At 37.5% G+C, this 26,673-nt stretch carries 23 protein-coding genes; 6 read left to right on the top strand and 17 right to left on the bottom strand.

Going from position 1 to position 26,673, the window contains the following annotated elements:
* The first annotated feature begins 5 nt into the window (after positions 1–5).
* Positions 6–413, top strand: a complete 408-nt coding sequence (locus tag CDW55_RS11950) for a GxxExxY protein (protein WP_088470002.1) — start codon at positions 6–8, stop codon at positions 411–413.
* A gap of 91 nt (positions 414–504) precedes the next feature.
* Positions 505–1,791, top strand: coding sequence for a glycosyl transferase family 1 (locus tag CDW55_RS11955; protein WP_179285947.1), 1,287 nt, complete (start codon positions 505–507; stop codon positions 1,789–1,791).
* Between the two features lie 81 nt (positions 1,792–1,872).
* On the opposite strand, the gene CDW55_RS11960 is transcribed toward CDW55_RS11955, so the two are convergent.
* Together CDW55_RS11960 and CDW55_RS11965 are read right to left on the bottom strand one after the other, a co-directional pair.
* Positions 1,873–2,853, bottom strand: a complete 981-nt coding sequence (locus CDW55_RS11960; protein ID WP_088470003.1) for a PLP-dependent cysteine synthase family protein — start codon at positions 2,851–2,853, stop codon at positions 1,873–1,875.
* A 17-nt stretch (positions 2,854–2,870) separates the two neighbouring features.
* Positions 2,871–4,100 carry an ABC transporter permease gene (locus CDW55_RS11965; RefSeq protein ID WP_088470004.1) on the bottom strand — a complete coding sequence of 410 codons (1,230 nt, stop codon included), beginning with the start codon at positions 4,098–4,100 and terminating at the stop codon, positions 2,871–2,873.
* A gap of 4 nt (positions 4,101–4,104) precedes the next feature.
* Between CDW55_RS11965 and CDW55_RS11970 the strand changes: the two genes are divergently transcribed.
* Complete coding sequence (locus CDW55_RS11970) at positions 4,105–5,301, top strand: exo-beta-N-acetylmuramidase NamZ domain-containing protein (protein ID WP_088470030.1); 1,197 nt, start codon at positions 4,105–4,107, stop codon at positions 5,299–5,301.
* Between the two features lie 63 nt (positions 5,302–5,364).
* On the opposite strand, the gene CDW55_RS11975 is transcribed toward CDW55_RS11970, so the two are convergent.
* Positions 5,365–8,598, bottom strand: a complete 3,234-nt coding sequence (locus CDW55_RS11975) for a hypothetical protein (protein ID WP_410492781.1) — start codon at positions 8,596–8,598, stop codon at positions 5,365–5,367.
* A gap of 154 nt (positions 8,599–8,752) precedes the next feature.
* Here CDW55_RS11975 and CDW55_RS11980 point away from each other — a divergent pair, with 154 nt between their 5' ends.
* Positions 8,753–9,502: a T9SS type A sorting domain-containing protein gene (locus CDW55_RS11980; RefSeq protein WP_143756234.1), complete on the top strand. Its 750-nt coding sequence runs from the start codon at positions 8,753–8,755 to the stop codon at positions 9,500–9,502.
* 171 nt (positions 9,503–9,673) lie between these two features.
* A complete protein-coding gene (locus tag CDW55_RS11985; protein WP_179285948.1) occupies positions 9,674–10,405 on the top strand; it encodes a T9SS type A sorting domain-containing protein in 732 nt (243 codons plus the stop codon).
* A 101-nt stretch (positions 10,406–10,506) separates the two neighbouring features.
* Here CDW55_RS11985 and CDW55_RS11990 read toward each other — a convergent pair whose 3' ends face one another.
* Positions 10,507–13,323 (bottom strand): aminopeptidase, encoded by a 2,817-nt coding sequence (locus CDW55_RS11990; RefSeq protein ID WP_088470006.1) that lies wholly within the window; start codon positions 13,321–13,323, stop codon positions 10,507–10,509.
* A gap of 96 nt (positions 13,324–13,419) precedes the next feature.
* Between CDW55_RS11990 and CDW55_RS11995 the strand changes: the two genes are divergently transcribed.
* Entirely contained in the window at positions 13,420–14,274 is an 855-nt protein-coding gene (locus tag CDW55_RS11995; RefSeq protein WP_228399652.1) for a DUF4846 domain-containing protein, read from the top strand.
* Between the two features lie 62 nt (positions 14,275–14,336).
* Here CDW55_RS11995 and CDW55_RS12000 read toward each other — a convergent pair whose 3' ends face one another.
* The 13 genes from CDW55_RS12000 to CDW55_RS12065 form a co-directional block, all read right to left on the bottom strand.
* Positions 14,337–14,909: a YceI family protein gene (locus tag CDW55_RS12000; RefSeq protein ID WP_088470008.1), complete on the bottom strand. Its 573-nt coding sequence runs from the start codon at positions 14,907–14,909 to the stop codon at positions 14,337–14,339.
* Positions 14,910–14,986: 77 nt separating this feature from the next.
* The gene (locus CDW55_RS12005; RefSeq protein ID WP_088470009.1) at positions 14,987–15,691 is read right to left on the bottom strand and encodes a DsbA family protein; all 705 of its coding nucleotides are present in this window, start codon (positions 15,689–15,691) and stop codon (positions 14,987–14,989) included.
* An 82-nt stretch (positions 15,692–15,773) separates the two neighbouring features.
* Positions 15,774–16,688 carry an AEC family transporter gene (locus CDW55_RS12010; RefSeq protein ID WP_088470010.1) on the bottom strand — a complete coding sequence of 305 codons (915 nt, stop codon included), beginning with the start codon at positions 16,686–16,688 and terminating at the stop codon, positions 15,774–15,776.
* A 15-nt stretch (positions 16,689–16,703) separates the two neighbouring features.
* Positions 16,704–18,062, bottom strand: coding sequence for an orotidine-5'-phosphate decarboxylase (gene pyrF, locus CDW55_RS12015; protein WP_088470011.1), 1,359 nt, complete (start codon positions 18,060–18,062; stop codon positions 16,704–16,706).
* A gap of 200 nt (positions 18,063–18,262) precedes the next feature.
* Positions 18,263–19,081 (bottom strand): alpha/beta hydrolase, encoded by an 819-nt coding sequence (locus CDW55_RS12020; RefSeq protein WP_088470012.1) that lies wholly within the window; start codon positions 19,079–19,081, stop codon positions 18,263–18,265.
* A gap of 196 nt (positions 19,082–19,277) precedes the next feature.
* Positions 19,278–20,195: an NAD(P)-dependent alcohol dehydrogenase gene (locus tag CDW55_RS12025; protein ID WP_088470033.1), complete on the bottom strand. Its 918-nt coding sequence runs from the start codon at positions 20,193–20,195 to the stop codon at positions 19,278–19,280.
* A gap of 131 nt (positions 20,196–20,326) precedes the next feature.
* On the bottom strand, positions 20,327–20,605 hold the full coding sequence (locus CDW55_RS12030) for an integrase core domain-containing protein (protein ID WP_088470013.1): 279 nt from the start codon (positions 20,603–20,605) through the stop codon (positions 20,327–20,329).
* 357 nt (positions 20,606–20,962) lie between these two features.
* Entirely contained in the window at positions 20,963–21,220 is a 258-nt protein-coding gene (locus CDW55_RS12035) for a helix-turn-helix domain-containing protein (protein WP_228399653.1), read from the bottom strand.
* Positions 21,221–21,525: 305 nt separating this feature from the next.
* Positions 21,526–22,440: a glutaminase gene (locus CDW55_RS12040; protein WP_088470014.1), complete on the bottom strand. Its 915-nt coding sequence runs from the start codon at positions 22,438–22,440 to the stop codon at positions 21,526–21,528.
* A 223-nt stretch (positions 22,441–22,663) separates the two neighbouring features.
* Positions 22,664–23,365: an SIMPL domain-containing protein gene (locus CDW55_RS12045; protein ID WP_088470015.1), complete on the bottom strand. Its 702-nt coding sequence runs from the start codon at positions 23,363–23,365 to the stop codon at positions 22,664–22,666.
* 198 nt (positions 23,366–23,563) lie between these two features.
* On the bottom strand, positions 23,564–24,694 hold the full coding sequence (gene chrA, locus CDW55_RS12055) for a chromate efflux transporter (protein WP_088470017.1): 1,131 nt from the start codon (positions 24,692–24,694) through the stop codon (positions 23,564–23,566).
* Positions 24,684–25,115 carry a DoxX family protein gene (locus CDW55_RS12060; RefSeq protein ID WP_088470018.1) on the bottom strand — a complete coding sequence of 144 codons (432 nt, stop codon included), beginning with the start codon at positions 25,113–25,115 and terminating at the stop codon, positions 24,684–24,686. Before CDW55_RS12060 ends, chrA begins: the two co-directional genes overlap by 11 nt.
* A gap of 247 nt (positions 25,116–25,362) precedes the next feature.
* Complete coding sequence (locus tag CDW55_RS12065; RefSeq protein ID WP_088470019.1) at positions 25,363–26,457, bottom strand: DUF2971 domain-containing protein; 1,095 nt, start codon at positions 26,455–26,457, stop codon at positions 25,363–25,365.
* Between the last annotated feature and the right edge of the window lie 216 nt (positions 26,458–26,673).

Here is a 26,673-nt window from a genome sequence, read left to right on the forward strand (position 1 = left end):
GTTTTATGATTACCCAGAAGTACATTACAGATCTTACGTACAGAATCAGCGGCGCCTGTATTGAAGTTCACAAAATTTTGGGTTCGGGATTGGCTGAAATTGTATATCACAAAGCTTTAGAAAAAGAGTTTCAATTAAGAAATATTCAGTTTGAATCTGAGTTTTTAATTCCGGTAATTTATAATGATGAAAACTTGAATTGTGATTTTAAATGTGACTTTTTAATGGAAGATTTAATTGTCTTAGAAATTAAATCCGTAAAGCAAATTTTAGATATTCATAAATCTCAGGTTCTTAATTATATGAATTTATTAAAAGTCCCAAAAGGAATTTTGGTTAATTTTAATGTTAAGAATTTGTACCACCTTGGCCAGGAAACTTTCATTAATAAATATTTTGATCAGCTGGACTAACTATTAATTCATAACAAAAAATATCAGATTTTGCTGTCTTCTGAACAGCTGAATCGCATTAAAACTTTTGCCTCTTTTGCGGCAATATATAATGAATAACAAAAAACTCTTAATCATCACCTATTACTGGCCGCCGGCGGGCGGACCTGGCGTTCAGCGGTGGTTGAAATTCGTAAAATATTTGCCCGATTTCGGCTGGAAACCCACTGTTTTTATTCCGGAAAATCCAAGTTATCCCATCATAGATGAAACTTTGGCAAAAGAGGTGTCAAAAGATCTGGAAATCATCAGAACCAAAATCTGGGAACCTTATCAGCTCGCAGAAATTTTCGGGAAAGACAACAAAAAATTCAAAGCCGGCCAGTTTGATGTTGGCAAAAACCAATCTTGGAAATCGAAACTCTCGATATGGGTGCGCGGAAATTTTTTTATTCCCGATGCACGCGTTTTTTGGGTAAAACCTTCAGCAAATTATCTGAGGAAATATTTGAAAGAGAATCATTTCGATGCATTTGTAACCACAGGTCCGCCACATTCTGTCCATCTCATTGGCTTGGAACTGAAGAAGGAATTCCCGCATCTGAAATGGATTGCAGATTTCCGTGATCCCTGGACCGAAATTTCCTATTACAAACATTTAAAACTCACAAGATCTTCAGACAAAAAGCACCGCGACCTTGAGGAACAGGTTTTCAAAACTGCGGATATTACTTTAGCTACAAGTTATACCGATGCTGAAAATTTCAGAAAAAAAGGTGCGAATGCAGTTTGTATTACGAACGGATTTGACAGAGAAGCAAAAATTGAGGCAAAAATTGAGTCAAAAAAATTTACAATAAGTTACATCGGCGTTCTTGAACAGCTCCGGAATCCCGAAGTTCTATGGAAAGTTTTAAATGATATCATTGCTGAAAATCCTGATTTTGAAAACGATTTCGAACTGAAATTTGTAGGAAGAGTAGATGATAAAATTTTATCTGAAATCGAAAATTCTGCACTGAAAAACTCACTCAGTAATTTGGGTTATCTTTCTCATTCCAAAGCAAATGCGGAAATGCAGGATTCGGATTTGCTTCTGATTACCAATTTCCCGGATGACAGTTCGAAAGGAATTATCCCCGGAAAGATTTTTGAGTATTTAGCCACCGGAAAACCAATTCTCTCTTTTGGTCCGCAAGACAGCGATGTAAAGAGAATTCTTTTTGAAACCCACGCCGGTAAACATTTTTCGTATCAGGATGCAGCTTCTTTAAAAGAATTTATTTTGAACCAATACCAAAACTGGAAATCTGGAAGCAGTTCATCACACATAAAAAACATCGAAAAATTTTCACGAAAAAATCTTACCGAAAAACTGAGCCAAATTTTAGAAAAGTAATCTTCCGAAAAAAGAATAGCAATTGATCACAAAAAAAAAGAGCAAAACACTGTTTGCTCTTTTTGTACTTGTGCTGTAGTTTTATAACCAGCCCATTTCCTGCATCCACTCGTCATTGTAGATTTTCCCAACATAACGCGAACCGTGGTCGTGTAAAAGAACCACAATAACATCATCTTTTGTGAATTGATCTTTCATCTGAACCAGAGCAGCGATCGCACTTCCGGCAGAGTATCCGCAGAAAATACCTTCTTCTTTTGCAAGTTTTCTCGCATAGATTGCACCGTCTTTATCGGTTACTTTCTCGAAATGATCAATCACGGTCATGTCGTAGTTTTCGGGGATAATATCTTCGCCAATTCCTTCAGTTACATAAGTGTAGGCATGGTCGTAATGAATTTCTCCGGTTTCGTGAAACTCTTTCAAAATAGACCCGTAAGTATCTACGCCGATCACTTTGATGTCTGCATTTTTCTCTTTAAAGAATGTCCCACAGCCCGTTACTGTGCCTCCCGTTCCGGCCCCTGCAACAAAGTGTGTGAGCTTTCCTTCAGTCTGTTCCCAGATTTCCGGAGCGGTTTGTTCGTAATGCGCCTGGCGGTTCGATAGATTATCATATTGGTTTACATACCAGCCGTTTTCGGTTTCCGTAGCCAGTCTTTTGGAAACGGAATAATAGGAGCGGGGATCCGTCGGTTTTACGTCAGTAGGACAAACAATTACTTCAGCACCCACGGCTCTCAGGATATCACATTTTTCTTTAGACTGTTTCGAATTGGTAACGAAAATGCATTTATAACCTTTCACAATGGCTGCAAGGGCAAGTCCCATTCCGGTGTTGCCGGAAGTTCCTTCGATGATGGTTCCGCCCGGTTTCAGTCTGCCGTCTTTTTCAGCATCTTCAATCATTTTTACCGCCATTCGGTCCTTCACCGAGTTTCCGGGGTTAAATGTTTCAACTTTCGCCAAAACCAATGCCGGAAAATCTTCGCCCAAAACTTTGTTCAGTTTTACAAGCGGCGTATTTCCGATGGTTTCGAGAATGTTTTTTGAATATTTCATATCTGTTTAAATTATAATTAACTGTATTTTAAAGATTTTACCGGCGAAATCTTGCTGATGAGATAACTCGGTAAAATAAGCGAGATTGCCGATACCAGAAGAATTCCTACCGATATTGCCAGGATATGAAGAATATTAAGATCTACGGGAACCGTGCTCAAATAATAATTCTCAGGATTAAGTTTGATCACACCGAAATACTTCTGAATCAAGAGAAATCCTATTCCTATAATATTCCCGATCACCAGTCCCGGAATCATAATCATGAGGGTGTAATTAATAAAAATGGTCTGGATTTGTGCGTTGGTCGCGCCCAGGGTTTTCAGCATTCCGATGGAGTTGGTTCTTTCAATAATCAGAATTAAAAGGACCATTACAATATTAATGATAACGACCACCAGCATAATAATGATGATCAGCGCGATATTGGTATCAAAAATCGCAATGAAATCCATAATCTGCGGGTATTCATCAGTAGCTTTTACAATGTAGTTTTTATAGCCTGCGAGCTTGTCGATTTTAGGTGCGTCTTCGTCGATGTAATTGATGTTTTTCAGAAAAACATCGATACCGCCGACTTCATTCTTTTCCATTCCCTGAATCTTGCGGGCATGGTTGATTCCGCCGATGATAAAGAGGTCATCAATCATCTTAATGTCGGTTTTATAAATGCCTACCACTTCAAATTTCCGGTAAAGCGGACTCTGGTTTTCCTTCGAAAAAACGGCCACAATACTGTCTTTTACTTTAAGATGCAGGTCATTGGCGATTTTCTGTGAAATGCATATGCCGCTGTTAAAACCTTTTTCCGTAATGTCTGGAGTTGTACCGGCAATAATAAATTTCCTGAACCTTTCGGCATCAAAATCTTTACCGACGCCTTTGAAAATAATTCCCGCAAAATTATGTTCGTTACGCAAAATGCCGCTCACAGAAACATATTTCTGGGTGCTCGCCACATCTTCAAGTTGTTTTATTTTATCGATCTGAAGCCCTTCAGTGCTCAGTATCGAAGAGTTATAAGAATTGTTGGATTGCTTAGACTTTATCGAAATATGTCCGGAGAAATCGGCCATTCTTTCTTTTATGGCTGTTTTGGAACCAATTCCGGTAGACACCGTGATCAGCGAAACGATAACTCCCAATGCTACGGAAAGCCTGCCGATAAACACAATAATCCGTGAGAGATTATTTTTGTTATCTTTGGAAAAAGCAATTTTTTTAGAAAAATATAATGGAAATTTCAAGCCGATGAGTTTAAGCGCCAAAATTAAAGATTTACTTCTGATTGTGCTAATTTATTTTGGTTTCTGCCAGATGAATTTTGCGCAGAATACCGATCAAAACTGTTTTAAAACTGGTGCCGACCGGCCGGAACTTTACCTGCCGCTCCTTCAGAATAAAACTGTGGCAATCGTTACGAACCAGACAGGATTGTTGAAAGACCGCACCTTTTTAGTCGATTTTTTAGTGAAAAACGGCATCAGTATCAAAACGATTTTTGCACCTGAACATGGGTTCCGCGGGGATGCCGATGCTGGTGAACATGTTAAAAACGGAGTGGATACAAAAACAGGAATCCCAATAATTTCTTTGTATGGCGACAATAAAAAACCAAAACCGGAGCAGCTGAAAGGAATCAATATTGTTCTTTTTGATATTCAGGATGTGGGCGTAAGATTTTACACCTATATTTCAACTCTAACATACGTTATGGAGGCAGGCGCTGAAAATGGAGTAGAAGTAATTGTACTTGACCGACCCAATCCGCACGATGGTTATATCGACGGTCCAGTTCTGAAAGACCAATGGAAAAGTTTTGTAGGTATGCATAATGTCCCGGTTGTATATGGACTTACGATCGGTGAATATGGAAAAATGGTAAACGGTGAAAAATGGCTAAAAAATGGTGTTCAGGCAAAATATACTTTAATTCCGATGCTGAATTATCATAAAAAGCAGCGCTACGGAGTTCTGGACAAACCCTCACCAAATCTGCCGAATGACAAGGCAATAAACCTGTATCCAAGTTTATGTTTCTTCGAAGGAACACAGGTTTCCGTAGGTCGCGGAACCGGTTTGCCGTTTCAGATTTACGGAAGTCCCTGGACCAAAAATTTGCCTTATCAGTTTATGCCACGCCCTAATTTTGGCGCTAAAGATCCTTTCCTAAACGGTAAATTATGCTTTGGTGAAAACCTTTCCGATTATCCTGAAGATTTTCGCGCACTGAATATTGACTGGCTTTTGAAAGCTTACAGTAATTACAAAAATCCTGCGCAGGATTTCTTCCTGAAAAACCTTTTCTTCGATAAATTGGCCGGAACCGACGAACTTCGAAAGCAAATCGTTGCCGGGAAATCTGCCGTAGAAATCAAAGATTCATGGAAAAAAGGACTCGAAGATTTTCGGAAAATCAGAACGAAATATGTGATGTATGAAGATTAAATAGCAGGAATAGAAGATCGGGTTGATCATCCAATGCACAATTTTTTAAAACATCCATCATCTTTAAAAACTTGCCTTCACCTGCACCGATCCTATATGTATCGTTCTTTCTCCCGAATTTCTGCCTTCGTAGTTCATATTCAGTTGGATGAATGAATTGATGGATTGCTGTAAAAATACCGACCAAACCTGATTTTTCCCAGGCTTCAAACCATCGAGCATTTGGTTGCCGACAATCGAAAAATTGTTTCCGGAAAAGTCGTTACTAATGAATGAAAAACTGCCGCGCACCGAAGTTTTTCTGCGTTCCCACTGCAGACTTCCGGTGAGATCAAACGTTTTTAAAAACTCTTCGCCATCCATTCTTTTTTTCTGTCGTAAAGCTGAAGAAAGTTCTGCCTGAACTGCTTCCGTGAATTTATAAGTCGCTTTCGGTTTTGTTTCGAAATTATTTAGAATATAATCTCTGGAATTGAACAATTGTGACGCGTTTTCAATATGATGCGCCGAGTTTTCCCAATCAACACGGAAATCTTTGCTGAACCAATAGCCAATATTTAAAAAATGCGAATCCTGGCTGCGTTCCTCATTGCTGAAATTGGCATTTACCAAATTATCATTCGCAACGAATCGGTAATTCCCGTTCCAGCCGGATTTTTCGGTCGGATTGAATTGCGCTGAGGCCAGGAAATTCTGGTTTTTAAGGATTTGGTCTGCGTTTTTTTCAAAAGGATTCAGAACCAGTACTTTTTCTCTTTTATAAAATGAGTTTTGGGAATTGAGTGAAATATTGAAGTTCCAGCGTTTAAGAAACTGATTTTCAGAATTGAAAACCACGGAAGGATTCACAAATAACGCCAGCTGCATTTTGTTTTTATTCGACGGCATATAATTTACCGTATTGGTATAAACCCTGATATACTGCGCCAGATCGGCATATTCGGCGATTTCAAATTCGTCAAGCTGCTGAATTCCGTCAGCGTTATAATCGGTCCATTTGTAAACGCCCTGCCCGTCGGTCACCTTTATGTATTGAAATTCCCGCTGCGCTTCCTGCCCGTTTCCGAGTTCATAAAAAGCCTGCAAACGCATTCCGTTACGGAATAGCTGCTGGTTGTAAAGAATATTTCCTACTACAAAATCCTGATTAAGATTTGCTGCAACATCCTGATTCTGATAGTAAAATTTTCGGTAATGAATCAACGCATTCAAACTGGTTTTTTCCGTTTTAATAATTTGACTTTCTGCCATGATTCCCAAAATATGGTTCATATTTTCGAGGGAATTGTTTCGCACCGAATCATTATCTCGGAAATACATCCGCGTAAGTAATTTCGTTCGTGAAGAATCACTGATTTTTTTCTGAATGAAAATTTCCTTCCAGCTGAAACTCGTTACATCCAGCTGATTGGTTTCGTTGAAGTTTTTCACGTTATGTTCCATACTTCCGCCCATAGCCCAGCTGCCTTTTTTAGTGGAATATTCAGAAATCACTCCGCTTCTTACGAATTTAGTGTCCTGAAAAGTGGCTTTCGTATCGAGATAGGAGAAATTGCCTTTGGTGTTGAATTTTCCTTTAATCCAGCCGAAATCCACATCATTTTTAATTCCTGTATAAGAATTTTTTTCGTCCAGATAATTAAGTTTATAATTCAGGAAAGAGGTGTTTTTCCATTCATTTAAAAAGTTAAAAATAAAACGGTTCTGCGTTATCTGGTTGAATTCCTGCGCCAGATTAAAATCACGCGAAAACTCCACGTCATTGATTCGGTCCAGAATATGGAATTGCGAATTGATATGTTGGTACTCGAAACTTGGCGTTCCTTTCCAGTTGTTTTTTGTAAATGTTTTGTTCCCGAAAATTCGTCCTGCATACCCGATATTTTGATCGGAATCTTTCGAGGAAAACAGATTCACATCGAAATTACTCATCGAAACATCAGCCCCAATCTTACCATTGTTCAGTAAAAACTCAGAATTGGCAGAAAAAACCTGGGTTTTCTGTGGCGACGGAAGTTTTCTTACGGCCCGGTATTCGCCCATATTCGCTCCTACATATTCGAAAACGCGTCCGTTGTTGGTTGTTTGTTTAATTCGGTAATCACCCAGGTTTTGTCCGAAATAAGTAAAGGCAACCTGATATAACGTTTGATTTTGATCAGTTGAAAATTCGTAATAATTCCCGTTCGGACTTTGAATGAGCTGGTACAGAATTTTGTTAACATCATACTCCGAAACCGTTCCCGACGGCGCATACATCAAATCCGTATTGTTGCCCGCATTGGCCAGGATCTGTTCGTCTTCTTTACTTAAGTTCAGGGAAAGTGGCGCATTTTTATTGTCGTTTTCCATAAACCAGTTGAAACCGAACTTTGATTTTTCCCTTTCATGTTGGATGCCGCCAGTCACCAGAAATCTGGTGTAATTTCTGTTCGTATAATTGTAGGAAATGGTAATAAAATTCTGTTTAAAAATGGGTCTGAAACTAGTGAACGTAATTTCTCCGGTGTTGTAATTTATGACGTAATCCTGATTTTCGCCGCGTTTCATTAAAATCCCGTCGATGTAAACCTGCTCCGAACCTGAAATGATGGTAATGAACTGCTCACCGTTTTTGCCTGTCAACCGGTAAGGTCCCTGATTTCCTTCCACACCCTGAAAACGGATGCGGTGGAATTCACTTCGGGCAACGCCTGCCGAAACATCTACAAAGGTTTTATTTTCGTTTCCGAAACCGGTTTCAAACTGCAATCCCATACTGCGCCGCTGGAAACGACCGAAATAAGTCGCTTCATCCAGCAAATCCAGATGCCCGGCGCGGAGAATAGAGCGGTCCTTAATATTGAGCTGCATATAGATTTTGTCGAATTCTTCCAAAGTCTGCGTGTAACCGTCGGCCTGAATGGGAAGATTATGATCGGAAATAGAAGCCAGAACAGAAACATCTTTCGACAGTTTGCCGGAAATCTGGAGATCCATGGAGCTTTGAACGCTCTGTCCCTGATTGTTACCAAAAGTAATTCCCCGGATGATGGAGCCTTTCGAGTTCAGGTCTCCCAAAATTTGCGAACGGGTGTTTTTAACCAATACTCCCTCGTCAATAATAATTTTATTCTGAGTTCGAATGAAATCTAAAGTGTCTTTGGTAAAAAAATCTCTGTCAATTTTTGCGGCAATTACCGAATCTTTTTTGGTAGAATCTTTTGGAAGATTGGGGTTTTTCCACGTGAAAATCTGAGCATCAGTAATCTGTAATGCAGCAAAAACCAAAATGGAAAGAAATAATTTTTTAGCCAAAGCTTGTCTTAAAAAGTTTTTGTAAAAATAACGAAAAACAGTCTCTAAAATTGCAGTTGCATAATTAACATTAATTTAACTCAGTTGTTATGATATGTGCAAAAAAGGTCGTAGTTTCGCAGTCTAAATTATTAATTATTAAATTTTTTAAAAAATGAAGAAATTTTATTCTTTAGTTGCGGCAGTTGTTTTTGCTGCAACGGTAAATGCACAAACATTTTCAGTTACAGAAGTTGCAGCTGAGCAGTTTGGAACAAGTACAGTGAGTGATATTACAGAAACTGTATATCCGATAGATGCCAATTTGGACTATTCATTTGCAGCAAATGGAGCTAATAATACCGCTTTTTATCCTGCAGATGGTATCAGAATGTATTCTGTTAGAGCAACAGGAGAAGGTAATATCATGACTATTACACCAAAAAATGGTGCGAAAATCACCGAGCTTGTTGTGAATGCTTTTTCAGCAGCTTACGCACCAGCTGTTACTTATAGTGTTGACGGTGGCGCATTTGTTCCCGCTACATGGAGTGGAACTACTTTAACGATTACTGGAATCGAAGCGGCAACTACTTTAGCGATTAAAAATGCTCATACAGGAGGATCTTCTAATACACAGTTAAGAATTCCAACATTCACCGTAAAATATGACCTTGTTACTATGGCTGTTGGTGATGTAAACGCAACCAAAGCTAACCTGGTTAAAAACACTGTTGTTTCTAACAATATTCTATTTGCAGCAAAGGCCGATGTACAGATTGTGTCTATGAACGGACAGGTGGTAAAATCTGCTTCTGTAAACGAAAATACTGCTTTAGATGTAGCTTCTTTGGCAAAAGGAATGTATATAGTAACCGGAACTGTAAACGGACAAGCGGTTTCTCAGAAAATCATCAAAAAATAACAGTTTTAAATAATTGTTAAACATTGAATACTTCTCTTCTGAGAAGTATTTTTTTTGTAAATTTACAGTCCTTTAAAAAGAATATAATTAAAATCAATTACAATGAAAAAAATCTTTACAATTTTAGGTTTAGTTTCGGCTACAACAATCATGTTTGCCCAAACGAATTTAGTGCAAAACCCTGGTTTTGAAAGCGACTTAACTTCCTGGGCAGCTGGTACCGGAAGTGGTTATACTGCTCCTGCAATTTTAACTACTAATCCACATAGCGGTTTAAAATTAGCGGCTTACGAACTTCCTTCTGCTACTACAGGTTTTTATCAAAATGTTGCAATTGCGGGAAGTACTCAGTATACACTTACATTTTGGTACAAAGCGTCTACTGCTAGACCAGAAGGTACTACTCAAAATAATATTTTCAGATTGTGGAGTGTTATGAAAGATACAACTGGAACTCCGGTTTATAATTCTGCAACGGCTAATGATGACCCATTAAGATCAAACAACGGATATTTACCAATCGCTCCAACTGCATGGACTCAGCATACAGTAGTATTTACTTCTCATCCTTCAGCTGCAAGTATAGATGTAGCTTTCAGATCTTATGGTGGTGGTTCTTCTTACGTTGATGATGTACAATTGGTACAGGGACTTCTTGCAGTTACAGATGTTTCTGCATTCGACAAGTCAGTTAAAATGAACACAGTAGTTGGTAACGAACTTCGTTTAATCCTTCCAGGAAAAGCTACGGTGAACATTTATTCAGCAGACGGACGTTTGGTAAGCTCTAACAGAGTAGATAACGGACAGGCAATAAATACCTCTTCAATGGCAAAAGGAAATTATATTGTTACTGTTGATAACGGTTCTGCTAAAGTGAGCAGAAAAGTAATCAAAAACTAATATTACTTCTTTAAATATGGAAAGCCGCTGTTCAGCGGCTTTTTTATTTTTTATTATTGACCTCCCAACCTCGCACTCTCATCACCCAACATCCATCACCATCAAAACCATCCTCTCCTGAAGTAATTCGTGATCGCGTTGAAATTCAATACCAGTGTAAAACGGATTCTGCTTCCGTAATCTTTAAAAGAAGGCTCAAATCCCAGTGAACTCTGGATTGGGAAGTAAACCTCCAGAAAATCAGGAATTACCTTCACTTTAACACCTGAATCCCAGATGAACTGTGGATTCATCAACCGATTTTTATACACACCGGCATCAGCATATACGTTAAACCATTTCCACACATGAGAATCGATATTAACCGAGGTAATCCATTGGTTAGCCGATTTCGCAACATGAGACTTGAAACCGCCTTCAGCCAAAATAAATTGTTGCGAAAACAATCCTGAAGTCGCACTTTGTCCTAAGAGCCCATACGAAAATGCATAATTTGAAACCCTTGAAATCCCGTAATCAAAAAGATTGTTCTTTGTTTTATTGGTGATGAAATAGCCGCCAAAAAATCTGAAACTTACCTTTTTATCCTGCGCATATTCCCAGCGGTAAAATGCTTCTGCGGAAATCTTCTGGAAATCTTCCATCCACTGCAGGTTGGTACTGAAGGATTTTTCATGAATAATGCTTCGGTCTGCATAGCCATAACCCAGATTCCAGAGGTTGTATTTGGCATATTCGGTGTCTTCCATAAGCGGATTCAGCTCCTTTTCGAAAAAATTATAAGATAATCCTAAACTTCTGCCAATATCAGTTCGCGGGTTTTTAGTGAAATTAAAACTCGCAAAAGCAGAAACTTTTCGGTACGTTAAATCATAATCATAATGAAAGTGTGAAGCTGAAACACCCAAATCGAGATTTCTGTAGAAACTGTTGGCAGGTTGAAAAGAGTAGGCTACACCGCCTGAACCGGTAAGTTTCCCTGTCCCTGAACTGTAAAATGGAGTGAATGAATACGTGAATTTACGCTCAAAAAATGAAGTGTTCCTGAAATTAAGCCCAACCAGCACTTTATCATAAGCATTGAAGTTTAATCTAGGATTCAGGTAAATCTCATTATATTCCGGATTGGGAATGTCTTTAAAAAACTTGAATCTTATTTTCTTGGTATTGGCAAAAAGTCCTTTGGTATAAAGATAATTGTCGCGGAAATTGTTTTCCGGAAAAATATATTCACTGTTCACCACGATTTTTTCAGCATCAGATTGTGGGATATTATAAATTTTTTTGGCCTTGGAATCGTCTGTATCAAACCAGAATTCTTTCACCTCTCCGCCGGCAGTTTGCGTTTCGATTTTGAAAGGAATAGGAAGTTCGGTGTTTTTCGCAATCTTTACCTGAAATTCATCACCCGACTTGGTATATCTTTTCATGTTAAAGTTTACCCGGTTTTTCTTTTGGATAAAGGGATTGAAGAAATCCGAGGAATAACCGGATGCCAGGCTCAATTGATCCATGAAATCTTTCTGGTCGGCGTGGCTGCGCGAATTTTTTGATAAATATTCACTGGTAAAATCATCGAATTTTTCAGTACCCATTTTCTCAGCAATAAAAGAAAACAAGCTTCCTGTTTCGAAATGACTGATGGCGTTGGCGTTGAAATTACTCAACTTTTCGAAAGATTCTCCGATCGGCTGATCCAGATTTTGCGTCATGATGTACTGATACGTGAGCCCATAACGTTCCTTAAGTTTCAGGTCGGATGCATACAAAAGTTTCAGTGGTTTCAGACCGAAAACTTTTAGATTTTCCGGCAGTTCTCCCAGCAGTTTTTTCTCTGGATAATAGCGGTCGATATACTGTATTTCGAGATAAGTTTTCAAACCGTTAGCAAGCCAGTGGTCTTTTCTTTTATCGAAAATTGTGGCCTGCTCGACAATTTTTTTGGAGAGAATGCTGAAATAATTCAAATCAGTTTTTTCAGCATCACTGAAAAGCTGGTATTTGAATTTCCAGAATTTAAGGTCATCAATTCCGGTGAAATCTTCACTGTCCCGAAATTTTTCTGAAATGAAAATTTTTTCCGGCAGAAATCCGGTTTTATTTTTAATGAAATTAAGCTGTAGCGGCAGGTAAAATTCCAGATTTTGTTTTTCGGCTTCATCCAGATGGTAACCGAAATCAATTTCTGTTTTTTCACCATCAATCCTGGTAATAATCTTTGAAAAATTGTTTTCAGAAATCAGAAATTCAGGATCGCGGTTCAGGCTTCCTTCAAAATAATTGGGCTGAATTTCTTTGAGGTTACTCTGGGAATAATAATTGGGCGGAATGTTCAGATTTACCTTCCAGTAAATGCCCGGACTTTGGTTTTCTTCAATATCGATATAATATCTTTCCTGCGACGAATCATCAGCAAATCGGTCCGGAACAATGAAGAAATATTTCAGCATCCATTTTTTACCGTCGCTTCCGTAACCTGTAAATTTCTGTAAAGGCAGGTTTATAAAATATTGAAGGGATATCTTAACCTGTTCGCCAGGTTTCAGACTTTTAGAAAGCGGAATAAAAATGTTTTCGTCATCTGTGGAAGGGCTTGCCACAGTTTTATCTTCAATTTTGATTTCCAGATCTTGTACGCTTCCTAATTCATGACTTTTGGCAAAGTAAAGATCACTTTTGCGGTCTTCCAGTTTTCTTTTGGCGAGTGGAGTAGTAAAGGTTTTGTAGGCGGCAGTCCAATTGAGGAGTTTGATGGTATCTGCATCAGTAGACGAAATATTAGTATAAACAATATCCTGATTTACAGTTATTTGTCTTTGGTTTGCTTTAATTTCAGCTTCGATGTAAATGCTGTCCTGCTGCGCCGAAACCGCAACATAATTCAAAATCAGTAAAAAGCCGCAGAAAATTCTATTCATTTTAATGTAACCCTCAAATATAATGATGTTTTTTGTAAACCGATTTAATTATAATTTATTTACAAATAATAATTAATTTTGATTAAAGTTCAGCATTTGCGAAAATTATACCATATTACGTTTCTTCTGGGAATTATGTGTGTTCAGCCTGTGTTCTCTCAGGTGACGGAAACGACCGAGCCTTTGCTTGTCGATCTTAAAAAATCTAAAATCATCACGCGATTCACTCCTCCCAAAGGATATTTCTGGATGAAAGAGCAACCCCGAAGTTTCGGTGAATATCTGGTGAATTTTCCGCTGCATCCTCCCGGTTTTCCGGTGCGCGATTACAGAATGGTTCCGGTGAAAACGCAGGACCGGCATGTGGCGCTTCTGAAAATTGATGTTGGCGACAAAGACCTGCAGCAGTGTGCAGACGCGTGGATGAGGCTGTATGCTGAATATCTGTGGTCTCAGAAACGCTTTGATGAAATTGGTTTCGAATTTACCAGCGGGCAGTTTTTTGCTTGGAAAGATTATAAAAAGGGAATCCGCACAAGAGAATTTAAGAGAAAAGTAAGTTTTTACGATTCGGGTGTTGCTGATGAATCTTATCCGGCTTTCCGGGATTATCTCAACATCATTTTCCGGTATGCAGGGACTATTTCACTCGACAGGGAATCAGTTTCTGTTACGGACAATGCAGATATTAAAACAGGCGATTTCATCATCCGGCCCGGAAGTCCCGGACATGCGGTAGTGATTATGGGAATTGCCGCCAACAAAGCCGGAAAAAGGCTTTATCTTCTGGCGGAAAGTTTCATGCCGGCGCAGGATATTCACATTCTTAAAAATACTGCCCATCCGGAACTTTCACCTTGGTATGAATTGGATGTAAATGCCCCCAAAACTGTAACGGCAAAATATACTTTCAGCCCAACTTCCATCAAAAGATTCCGGGCTCTCAAATAAAAAAAAACGGAAATCTGGTTTCCCAAACTTCCGTTTCCAACTACTAAAAACACAAACTAAAATTATTCAGCTGTTAGTTCAAAATCTCCTTTAATGCTTACCGAATCGCTGATCATGGGTGCAGGGAAATTAGGACCTACGTTGAACTCAGATCTGTTGAGTGTTCCCAGAACCTGGTAGCCGTAGGTTGTCTTTTTGTTCATTGCGTTAACCGTAGAACCTTTGTAAATCAAAGTTAAGGTAACCGGTTTTGTAACGCCGTGCATGGTCAGGTTGCCTTTAAGCGTGTACTGATCCTTTTTTGTTTTGGTTAAGGACGTACTGGTAAAATCCATTGTTGGGAATTTTGCTGCATCAAAGAAATCTGCACTTTTCAGGTGATTGTCTCTGGCTTCAATGTGCGTGTTGATGGAGTTTACATCTGCAGAGAAGGTAAGTTTAGAATTCACGAAATTCTTTTCGTCTGCTTTAATGGTTAAATTTGCCTTATCGAAGTTTCCTGTAATGTCGTTAATCCCAAGGTGAGTCACAGTAAACTGGATTCTGGAGTGGGCTGCATCGCTTTTCAGATTCAACTGAGCAAATGTCGATACGGTGAACATAAATACCGTAAGGATAGAGAGTAACTTTTTCATAATACTTTTTTGTTTTAATTATAGTGCAAAAATAACATTGATAAGATTGTTGGGCATTGATCTAAGATAAGAAATACTTAATCGCAGTTTCCGTCGGTATCGCAGCTTTCTCCCTGGCTGATGATTTGCAAGCCTTTGTCACCGGCAGAAAACTCTTCAAAAGATTTGGTGAGCACTTCCAGAAAATGTTCAGGCTGCTGAGCTCCAGAGATACCATATTTATCATTGAAGACAAAAAACGGCACCGCGTTGATGCCCAACTGTCTGGCCATTAACCCATCCTGTGCTACAGCATGTGCCATTTCATCGGATACTAAAGCGTTTTTAACTTCTTCTTCAGTAAGATCTACAGATTTTCCAGTTTCAAGAAGTACAGCTTCATCATCGATGTTTTTTCCTGAAATAAACTGTGCTTCGAAAAGGGCTTCTTCCATAGCGTCAGCCAAATTTTTCTTCTTTGCCAACTGAATCAAAAGATGTCCTCTGAAAGAATTGGCGACCTTCGAATGATCAAAATTAAAATCGATGCCTGCTTCTTTTCCGGCGTTTTTTGCATGTTCGTGCATTGCTTTTGCCTGGCTTACAGGGATGCCTTTTATTTTCGAGAAATAATCGTAAGGATTCACCTCGGGCTGAGTCTCTAAACTGGGATCCAGCTGGAAACTGTGCCACGTAACTTCAATCTTATCAGCATGTGGAAACAGTGATAAAGCTTTTTCAAATTTCTTTTTTCCTACATAACAGAACGGACAGCGGATGTCGCTCCAGATATTTACTTTCATTTGTTTTAGATTTAAGATTTACAAAGATACAGCCTGAAAACCAGCGACCAATTGATCTAAGGTAAGAAACGGCTGTTTAAAATTACAAATAATACTGCAGCACCAAATACCATACTGCCAGTGTTATAAAAGAAAGCGGAATGCCCACACCTACCATCAGATTACAAAGTTTGGGCTCCAGTTTATGGGTTGATGCGATAATGGCAGCAGTGATCATCGGCGCCATGGCGGCTTCCAGAAAAGCAATTTCCACCGTTTCACCACGCTGGTTCAATATCATAAAATACAGCACGAAAATAAACGCCGGAAACAGAATTAACTTAAATAGAAGTCCCCACAATAAAGGCTTCGAATATTGACCGGGATGTTGCCATTTCAGCTGACTTCCAACAGAAACCAAAGCTAAGGGAACCGTTGTAGCGCCAAGTTTTCCGAAAACTTCATCTAAATCTGACGGAACTGTAATGCTGAAAAGATTCAGAATAAGGGCCACTGAAAAGGCAATAAATGGTGGGAATCTGATGATTTTGTTAATGATTTCAGCAACAGAATTCCTCGTGCCCGAATAATAATTAGCCACAGCGATTCCTACGGTGGAAAGCGCCACGAAAGAACCCGGCTGATCGACGAGCATCACCGTTTTCAGGCCGTTTTCCCCGAAAAGCGACTGAATAACCGGAATCCCCACAAAAGAAGTATTTCCGAAACCGGCGCACATAATCAGCGCACCGGTGAGGGATTTAGACCATTTGAACTTTTTAGAAAGAATACTGAAGAATACCAGTGACAGAAAGATATTGAGCCAGGCGATTGCCACGGGAAAAATAACCTCAAAACTTAAGAGTAGTTTCGGAATATAATAGAGCGACAGCGCCGAAAGCGAAATATTGATCACAAAAGAATTCAGTGCCAGATGCCCGTCTTCCGGAAAGAGTTTGGTCTTCCTCAGAAAAACACCGAGGAAGAGACAAAGAAAGAGCAGAATTATATTAGCCATTTAATGCTTTACCTTTTACAGACTCTCCAGATAGGCGTTCCAGCCGGCAATTTTGTAATTGAGTGCAGCTTTTTCAGTATCTTCAGCTTTATAGATGCCACGGCCTACAATCATAAAATCAGTCTGCAGGTTTTTGAAAACATATTCAGGCGTTTGGTATTGCTGGCCTTTACCGTCGCCTGAGTCGCCCATATTCACACCCGGCGTGAAAAGAAGAAGTTCATCAGGAAGCTGTTTTTGGGAAACACCGCCAATAACGTTCGGGTGCGACTGTGCGATTTTTAAAGCTTCTTCCTGATAATTTTTATTGGTTAAAGTTCCTTTGGAAGACATACCCACAATCGCTACAACGCCTACATTCAGGAAACAGTCCAGCGCTTCGTAACCTCCGATCACATGGGAAGTCACAAAATCTGCCCAGTTCGAAATCTTGTAGATTCCATACGAAAACTGCAGTTCCTGGGTATTGCCGATATCTGCAAATTTGCGGTCTTCCATCAGCATGAAATTATATTTGGTCGCCAGATCTTTCAGCGGAAGAATCGTGGTATCCGGATCGAAATCGGTAATAATATCGATATGTGTTTTAAGAGCCACGATGTGTGGACCGACTTTTTCAGCAAGGTCCAGCAATTCTTGCGTGGTAATAACGTCGGCAGAAACGATGAGGTTTGATTTTTTTTCAAGCGAAATTTCCAGAAGCTTTTTCGCAACAGAATGTTCAGCGTTTGCGAGTTTTGTTTCGTAAGATGCGCGTTTTTTCTCTTCAAATTTCACTATGTTTCCTTTAAGAAAATCGTCGATTCTTAAAACTTCGTCGTCTGTTAAATGGCCTTCTTCTTTAAGCATTTTGCAGACTTCCGAAATGGTGAACAGGGTATGTACTCGGTAGCCTTTACCTTCAAGCATTTCTTTTCCGCCCTGTTCACGGTCAAGAACCACTACAATATCAGAAACCGTAATACCTTCGTCCTCAATCTCGGGAATCGTTTCCAGAAGAGATTTTCCGCTGGTGATTACATCTTCGACAAGAAGACAGTTTTGTCCTTTCGTATAAATGCCTTCAATCATTTTTTTGGTGCCGTAATCTTTGGCCTCCTTTCTTTTAATGATGAGAGGAAGATAGCTTTCCAGCGACATTGCAGTTGCCATAGGAAGTGCAGCGTAAGGAACCCCACAGATGAGATCGAAATTATCGAGTGGAAGCATATCGAGCAGATAGTTCGCCAGCCGTTTCAAAATTTTTGGGTCCGACGCCAATGGTCTTAAATCCACATAAAACGGACTTTCGATTCCGCTTTTAAGGGTAAAACGGCCGAATTTAATAATTCCTAACTCATAGCATTCGAGAAAAAACTGTTTCTTACTTTCCATTTATTTTTTACTTTCCACAAAGTTAGGGTTTTCAGGGAAATTTCACGGAAGGATAAAAGGTTAAAATATCTTAAAAGACTTTTGTTTTTCCACGCACTGCCGCAATTCCTCAGCGGTCTGTAAATTGAAGGTAGATTAAAGTGCCCGCCGCGGCAGTCATAATAACCAGAGCAACAGATCCCAGGATGCGTTCGGTTTTTTTATTCAGTTTTGTTTAGTGTCCAAATAATTGCTTTTTCTTTTGTTGCTCTAAAAATTGTTGTGTGCTTCTCTTTTGGTTCGTCAGAAAATTTCCATTTTATATTATTTCGATTTTCAGTTTTCAAGATTTTAGCTAATTCTTTTGTGTAAGGCGAAATGTCTTCTGCATTTGAACCTGCAAACCAAATCCGTTTTTCTGTTATGGGGAAATTTGCTAAATGTTCTTTTGCTGTCCTTACTAAATAATGATTGTTCCACCAAAGTGAAGGGTCAAAAGCGATATAATTGTCAAACATTTCGGGTGTCAGGAAAAATGTTTCCATTACAAAAAGTCCTGATGCAGATTCTCCAATGATACTTTTTTCAGTCGTTGTTCTGTATCGTTTGTTAATTTCAGGGAAAAGTTCGTCTTTGATAAAGGCTCTAAACTTGTCTGAACCACCAACAACTGGTGCAATTTCTTTGTCTTTTGCTACTTCTGTAAAGCCCGTCAAATCTCTTCTTCGTTGAGTATTTTCAATTCCGACAAGTATCAAAGGTTTTATTTTATTTTCTTTAATCAGTTTAGCCAAAGTGTTTGCAATGTGAGGAAAGTCTTCTTTTATTCCTCCATCTGCCATATACATTACTGGCAAAGAGCCTTTACTTGTTTTATAATTTTCAGGTGTCCAAACGTTGATTACTCTTTTTTCTCCAACTTGTTTAGATTGAATTTTAAAAGTTTCGTGCTTTGGAATAGGGTCGTTCGGTTTTGATGCGTTTGAGCAACTTGTCAATGCTACAAGTATAAAAAGAAAGTTGTAATAAATGAATTTCATATTTTCTGTTTTTTGTCTGTTAATATTTTGTAGGCTGTCGTTTTAAGCTGACGCACAACGTTTTCGGGCTTTGCGTTCGGGCGGGTTTCGGAGCACAAAACTATCAACCAGCACTAACTTAAATAGAAGCACAAAGCTCCAAGTTTGCACGTCACCCCGCCTGACGCAAAACCCGTGTTGGTGGCTGGTGTTCTTGTCATTCGTTAATTTTTAGCACTACATTACCCTTTTTTCGTCCTGTGTCAACATATCTATGTGCGTCTATTATCTCGTCCATATGAAAGGTTTTGTCAATTACTGCATTTAACTCTCCTTTTTCAAATAGTTCTTTTAATAGTTGAAGTTGTTGTATGGTTTCCGAGGCATATCCTGAACTGACACTGTTATAAACACCGCTTTCGTTCAAGAGATTTCTACATTCCTTTTTAGTGGTTTTACCAACAGCGTCAAAGATTATATCAAATTTGTCTTTTTGTTTGGTAAAGTCTTCTTTGTCGTATTGGACAATGTTCGTAACTCCCAATTCACGAACAAGGTTCTGTCCTTCAGAACTACAAACAGCGGTTATGTCAGCCTTGTAATGTTTTGCTATTTGGATTGCTGCTGCCCCTACAGAACCCGTAGCCCCAATAATCAAAATTTTTGCGTTTGGTCGTTGGGCTATCTTTGCTTTATCCAAAAAGTGGATTGCTGTTTGTCCGCCAAAAATGATAGTTGCCGCATCTTCGAAAGTGGCATTGTTGGGCATTTCAATTACATTGCTTTTTTGATTGACGGCAATGTATTCTGCATAAGTCCCAAATTTAAAGCCTGTCATACCGAATACCCTGTCCCCAACTTTGAATTTGGAAACTTTGTCACCAATACTTTCAACAACACCTGAAAAAACAGTCCCTAAAATAGGCTTTCTCGGCTTTGAAACACCTAAAACTAATCGCATAATCACTTTCATAAACCCCTTGACATCAAGACTTCTTACCCTAACATCTCCTGAATTTACTGCAGAAGCAATTATTTTGATAAGTAATTCGTTTTCTTTCGCTGTCGGCTTATTAACATCCTGAATTTGAAGAACTTCAGGCGGTCCGTATCTTGTGCAAATTACTGCTTTCATTTTGTCAGTCATTCTAAATCTTATTTTTTCATTCGTGATATTGTGTTTTGAAATTATTACTCACGTTTACGATGTCCTGTATTATCCTGAAATAGTTGACACATTTTTTCAGTTATTTTGGTTTGTTAAAATTAGCATTTTTTTCGTTTGTAGGATTTATATTTTACATTTTCTTTGAGGTGCACTTTTGCAGGGGTTTGAAAATTGAGTGAAAAGTGCAATCGATGGTTGTTGTAGAGGTTTACAGCTTGCTGGGTCATTTTCTGAGCAGTTTTCAAATCGGGTAGGGTTTCTTTTAATCCGTATTCGTACTTTAGAGTTCTGTTCATCCGCTCTGCAACAGCATTTTCATAAGAACTATGCTTAGAGTTGGTTGTTGTGATAAAATTCTTAGATTTTTTCACAAGCATTCCATTCCATTTTAACAGCTTAAAGAAGCGTCTCTCCCTATTTTTATTCCTTGCTGATGAAAGAAAAAAGAAAGCTCTTTAAAGACTTTTAATGTTTCATATTTGGGCTTAAGTTTGCGTATTTTGCGAACTTCGGAGAGAATTAATTCATACTGATGAGCCTGTGTTTCCAGATGCTTCATCCGCTTATAATAGCCTTGTCGTGATATCCCAAAGACTTCGGCTAGCCATCGTTTTTTACACGGTTTTTCTTCTTTTTCTCGAGTTCTTTTATCAAGTCTTTGGGTAAATGCTTTTTTGAGAGTTCCTTGACTATGATTTCCTCAAAATCAAGGATAAGATCCTGCTGAAAGTCTTTCAAAAACTCCAGTTCCTGGATTTCTCTTTTAGTTTTTTAATTTCCTGATCTTGACTCATGCCAATAGATTTTTGATTAAAGGTAGCTAATTTTTTCACCCAATAATCAATTGTTGATCTGGATATTCCATACGTTTTAGCAGCATGATTGATAGAAATCTGTCCGTTGGTTACCTTTTGAACAATTTGAAGTTTAATCTGAAAAGGTAATTTTTGATAGGTATATTTTTGACACCTAATGAATTTTTGTTGTTCCATAGTTTGACAATATTTAATGAATTTTTTGTCACCCTATTTCAGGAATATGCATTTGGAATAATTGCAGCTAACGTTTTGCCGTTTTGCGAAGGTGGGGATTTTTAGCACTGAACGTTATTAGATGCACTAAGCTTGAATTTAGGACTTCACTTTCATAGAAGCACAAAACCCCCGCTTTTGCAAAGCGGCTGTTGTGTACAGTTTTCATGTGTTATTATTTATTTTTATGGGTCACATGGAATACGCCAGATTGGTTATAATATCATCTTCGGTTGGTGATTTGTTCCAATCATGGCTATTTCATCTCAAAATATCGATAACTGAGATTTTGTTGTAAACTCTTCAAGAAATTTTATCCCTTTATATGAATTTCCTTTTTCATTCAATTTCGGACTCCAAACTGCAATCGCATAATGATTTGGATGGATTGCAACAATCCCTCCTCCAACACCACTCTTTCCAGGAAGTCCAACTTTAAAGGCAAATTCTCCAGATTCGTCATATAAGCCACAAGTTTGCATTAGTGCATTTATTCTTTTGCATTGGCTTTTGGTAAGTATCGAATTGTTAGCAAATGTGTTACAGCCATTGTTTGCTAAAAACAAAAATAATTCTGAAAGCTCTTTGCAATTCATTTCAAGAGAGCAAAGATCAAAATAGAAGTCAAGAACATCTGAGGGTTCATTTTCAATATTTCCAAAGGATTTAATGAAATTACATAATGCCACATTTCGAAATCCTACACTTTTTTCTGAAGCAGCTATTTTGCGTGAATAGTTTAATTCTGAATTATTGGAAATGTTTCTAATAAAAGATAAAAATTCTTCTTTTGGGTTTTTCAGATTGCTAAGTAGAATATCTGAAATAACAATTGCTCCAGCATTTATAAAAGGATTTCGAGGTATGCCTTTATCTGCTTCAAGTTGAACTAGAGAATTAAATGCTGTTCCTGAAGGTTCTACTCCAAGTCTTGTCCAAATTTTCTCGCCAAGAATACTATATGCTAAGCTTAGTGAAAGTACTTTTGCAATACTCTGAATCGAAAATTTTTCGTTAAAATTGCCAATACCAAAATTAGTGTGGTCAATTGTTGATATAAATACTCCAAAACTTTCCGAATCAACGTTAACCAACTCAGGAATATAAGATGCCAATCGTCCTTTGTCATCTGTATTTTTAACCTCTTCATAGGTTGCCCTAACTATTTCTTCTAAATTCACCTCTTTTTTAATTTAATTGTACACAACGGGAAAAGTATTGGCGAAGTGCGGGCTAAATTGGACGAAAAGTTCAATTTAGACTAAACGTAGCCGATGCTTTTTTCGGATTGTCTAAATTAAGGAAAAAAACAATATGAAAAGCAGCGGCGGATAAAAAAGTAGAGTAGTTCAATTTTTTACTTCACCCCGCATTTTGCCAATACAATGTTATGCGTAGTGTTGCTTATTCTAATATATATTTTATATTAACTTCTACTTCGAACTTTACTTTTTGAAATTCAGTATAAATTGGACTTTCAGATTTTGATCCATAAATACTTGACATTCCACGAATTTTAACTCCAGGAGCTTGGCCTTGGAGAGCATTTGATATTGAATTAACATCAGAAATATAGATTGCCTTACCAATTTTTTGATTCAAAGGTTTAGCTAATTTTTCTGCTGTTAATTTAGATTTCAAAACTGCTTTTGATTTTAATTCAAGTAATAATTCTTCGGCTTTTGAATATTCTGTTCGTTCTATATTAACATTAGAAATACCTACATTTTCAAGTTCAGCTAAAACTTTTCCAGCAGTTACAGCATCACTTACTAAAAGTGAGTACATTTTAGCTTTAATTACGTTTTGTCCTTTCATAAAATATTGCTTGAAATTACTTGAAAAGTCTAGTAGTGACAGATCTTTTTCGGTATTGATATTTAGCTTTTTTAATGTTGATTCTAATAATCTTTCCTGTTCTTCAACCGATTTTTTATTTTTTGAATCAGCTTCATTCAGATTTATGGAAGTATAAATTTTGTCAGGTACAACAAGAGAATCAAGTTTAGCACTAGTTTCTATAAAAGGTTGATCGATAAAATTTTTTTGAGCAAAAATATGATTTGCAGATAGAATACAAAATAATAGAAATAGTGTTTTTTTCATAGTTTTTTTCTTTTGACGTGAGTTTTGAAAACATTACGCATAACGGTTTGCAGCTTGGCGAAGTGGCGGAAATCGAAGCTCAAATGTTCAGTTTTGCACAAAAGTTCAATCGAAGAACTACCGTTGATTTAGCACTAAACCCGCCATTTTGCCAAACTGCTGTTGTGGGTTCGCCCTTCTTTTCTGTCGTGTTTATTGTCATATAAGTGTTAATAAATAACCGATTAACGAACCGCCTAAAACTACAAATGCACTATTTAATTTCTTGTATCCAAATGCGATTGAAATACTTAAAACTGCAATTAAAATTGTCCGCCAATCGGTAATGGTGTCCTTGCCCATTTCAAAACAAACGGCTACAATTATTGCGACTGATGCAACATTTACAGCGTCTAAAAATGCTGAAAATAGTTTTGAATTTCGCATCTTCTTCACGATTGGGTTGAGCAATGCAACAAAAACAAACGATGGCAAAAATATAGCGATTGTCGAAACGATTGCACCTGTCAATCCGTTGATTTGATAACCAATAAAAGTAACCGAAGAAAAAACAGGTCCGGGTGTGAATTGTCCAACCGCAATGGCATCAATTAATTGTTGTCTTGTTAAAAGTCCTGTTGAAACCAATTCCGTGTCGAGAAATGCAAATAAAACATAACCGCTTCCGTAAAGTATTGCACCAATTTTTAGGAAAATCCAAAATAGATTGGCGTTGGTTGCAGAAAGGATTGTAGTGTTTGTTATTTGAAAAAAGGTTAATGGTAGAAAACTGTTGATATTGTTTTGCTTATTGTTTCGCACGTAAGCCAACATTAAAGCCATAAATCCTGCTCCAAACATCAAATAAATTTCGTTGATGCTGAATAGTGAACCAAGCAAAACAAGTAACCCAATAACTATTAGTTCAGTTGATTTTAGGGATTTTTTTGCCAATGGAAAAATTGCTCCTAAAATAATAGCAATAATGGCTGGTTTTATTCCGTAAATAAAGGGTTGCACTTCTGGAACTTGTCCGTATTGTTTGTAGAGATAAGCAAAAATGCCAGTTATAAAAACGGCTGGTAAAATGAAACAAAGACCTGCAATTATTAAGCCTTTCCAACCGCCTTTTTCGTGTCCGATATGAATTGCCATTTCGGTGCTGTTAGGTCCAGGTATTAAGTTGGTTGCACCAATCAAGTCAAGAAAATGTTGTTCTGTTAACCACTTTCTTTTTGTAACCACTTCGTCTTGCATCATTGCAATATGTGCAGCAGGTCCACCAAAACCAATAATGCCCAGTTTTAGAAAGAGTTTGGCAATATCTTTTAAATCTGCTTTACTCTCCATTCTTCTTCAAAATTTTGTCAGCCGACCAAAAACCACCGCCTTTAATTAGTAAAAATATACTTCCCAAAAGCATTGACCAATCTGTTCTACTTCCGTGCATCATTTCCCAAAAACCTTTTTCGGCTAAAACTTCCGATTTGGTTGTTACAATGGCTACTAACATAATAATGATAAGTGGAATACTTGCCAGTCTTGTAAAAAGTCCGACAAGAATAAGTAGTCCACAAACAATTTCAAAACCGCCAACAAAACTGCCTAGAAATTCAGGCGAAGGCAAGCCAATTTTTTCAAATCGTCCTGCTCCAAGTGTGTCAGCAAATAAAAATTTCTGAATTCCTTCGGAAAGAAATACCGCACCAACCATTAGTCGAATGAGGATTGTCGTTTTAGAATTGTCAGTATTTAATATTCGGTTTTTCATTTTTTGCTTGTCGGTTCATTGTTGCACACGGTTGGTCATAGGGTGACGCACAACGGAAAAAGTATTTGCGAAGGGCGGGCTTTCGAAGAACTAAAAGTTCAAGGAAGACCAAACGTAGCCGATATTTTTTCCATGAAGTAAACTTACATAAAAACTACGAAATGGAAAAATAGCGGCGGCTAAGAATTACAAAAAGTTCAACTAAGACTTCCTCCCGCATTTTGCCAATACAATGTTATCTGCAGGCTTAATTCAAAAATCTTATAATTTCGAAAGTTCTAATTAATTTATACTTTGCTTTTTCTATCTTTTCAATGTTCATTTTTTCTTTAGTTCTGATTAGATAAGGTTCATTTGTAGCATTTAACTCATATTTTGCACCGGAGAAGTAGAATTTACCACTATATTTCTGTGAAATAATATCTAAGAATTCACAAATAGCATTATATTGCTCATCGTTGTTCCTTTTAACAGTTATAATAAATTCTTTGTCATCTATAATCCATTCTATTTCAAAATCTCTTGCTGTAATGAAATTATGTCCTACAGAAATTTCTTCAATATCATCTAAATTATATTTTATTTGTCTTTGTCCATCAATTCCTTTGTGATCAGGTATTGTATTTAGTCCAGATTTTGAGTAGGGAATTCCCATGTTTTTTTTACTCGCTATTATTCTCCATTCTTTTTCATATTGCCAATCATTAAGTTTTATATTTGACGCATAAGCTGTTGGAATATGAAAAGAACGAAAACTTGAAACATCAATTGGTTTAAGTTCATTCGTATAGTTAATAGGATGAAATCCAAATAGTTCTCCGTCATCATCATTAAGTTTATCTTTGATACTTTGAAGTAGATTTTTTACATTGAATTTGATTTGGAATCCTTTTTCTTGAGTATAATGAGGCCACATCAATGTATTGTTGTCTCTTTCTGTTAGTGAAATTATACCCAACAAATTAAAGGACATATTATACATATGGTTAATGATTTTCTTACACTGATTAGATTCAACATCTTCAATATAAAAATCTTCTAATTCTTTTCTTGAATTGAAAATGTCTTTATAAAATTTCTCGTATATCTCAAATGAAATTGGTCGTGAAGAATAAAGTAAAATTGGACTACTGTCTAGAATATCATTTAATTCTATTGGATGTGATGCATATAAATAATTTTGTGATAATGCTTCAATATTATATTTAGATATTGAGTAAAATTTAAAAATTGAAACAGGAAGGTTATATTTATGAACTATTTCGGGTAAATTTTCTTGAGCAGAATAATCTATTTTATATGTAAAATTATTGTACTCAAATTGTTCGGTAATGTTTGTCATAAGCTTGCAGATAACGGAAAAAGTATTTGCGAAGGGCGGGCTAAATTTAACTGAAACTTCAATTTCGACCGAACGAAGCAAATTGCTTTTTCAGATTGTTAAATTACAAAAAAATACAATATGAAAAGCAAGTTGCGACTGAATGAATCGGGTCTTCATTTTATATATTCAACCCCGCCTTTTGCCAATACTATCTTTACTTTACATCCATAAAAT

It is taken from the genome of Chryseobacterium sp. VAUSW3, from assembly GCF_002205795.1.
Classification (GTDB): Bacteria; Bacteroidota; Bacteroidia; order Flavobacteriales; family Weeksellaceae; genus Kaistella; species Kaistella yananensis.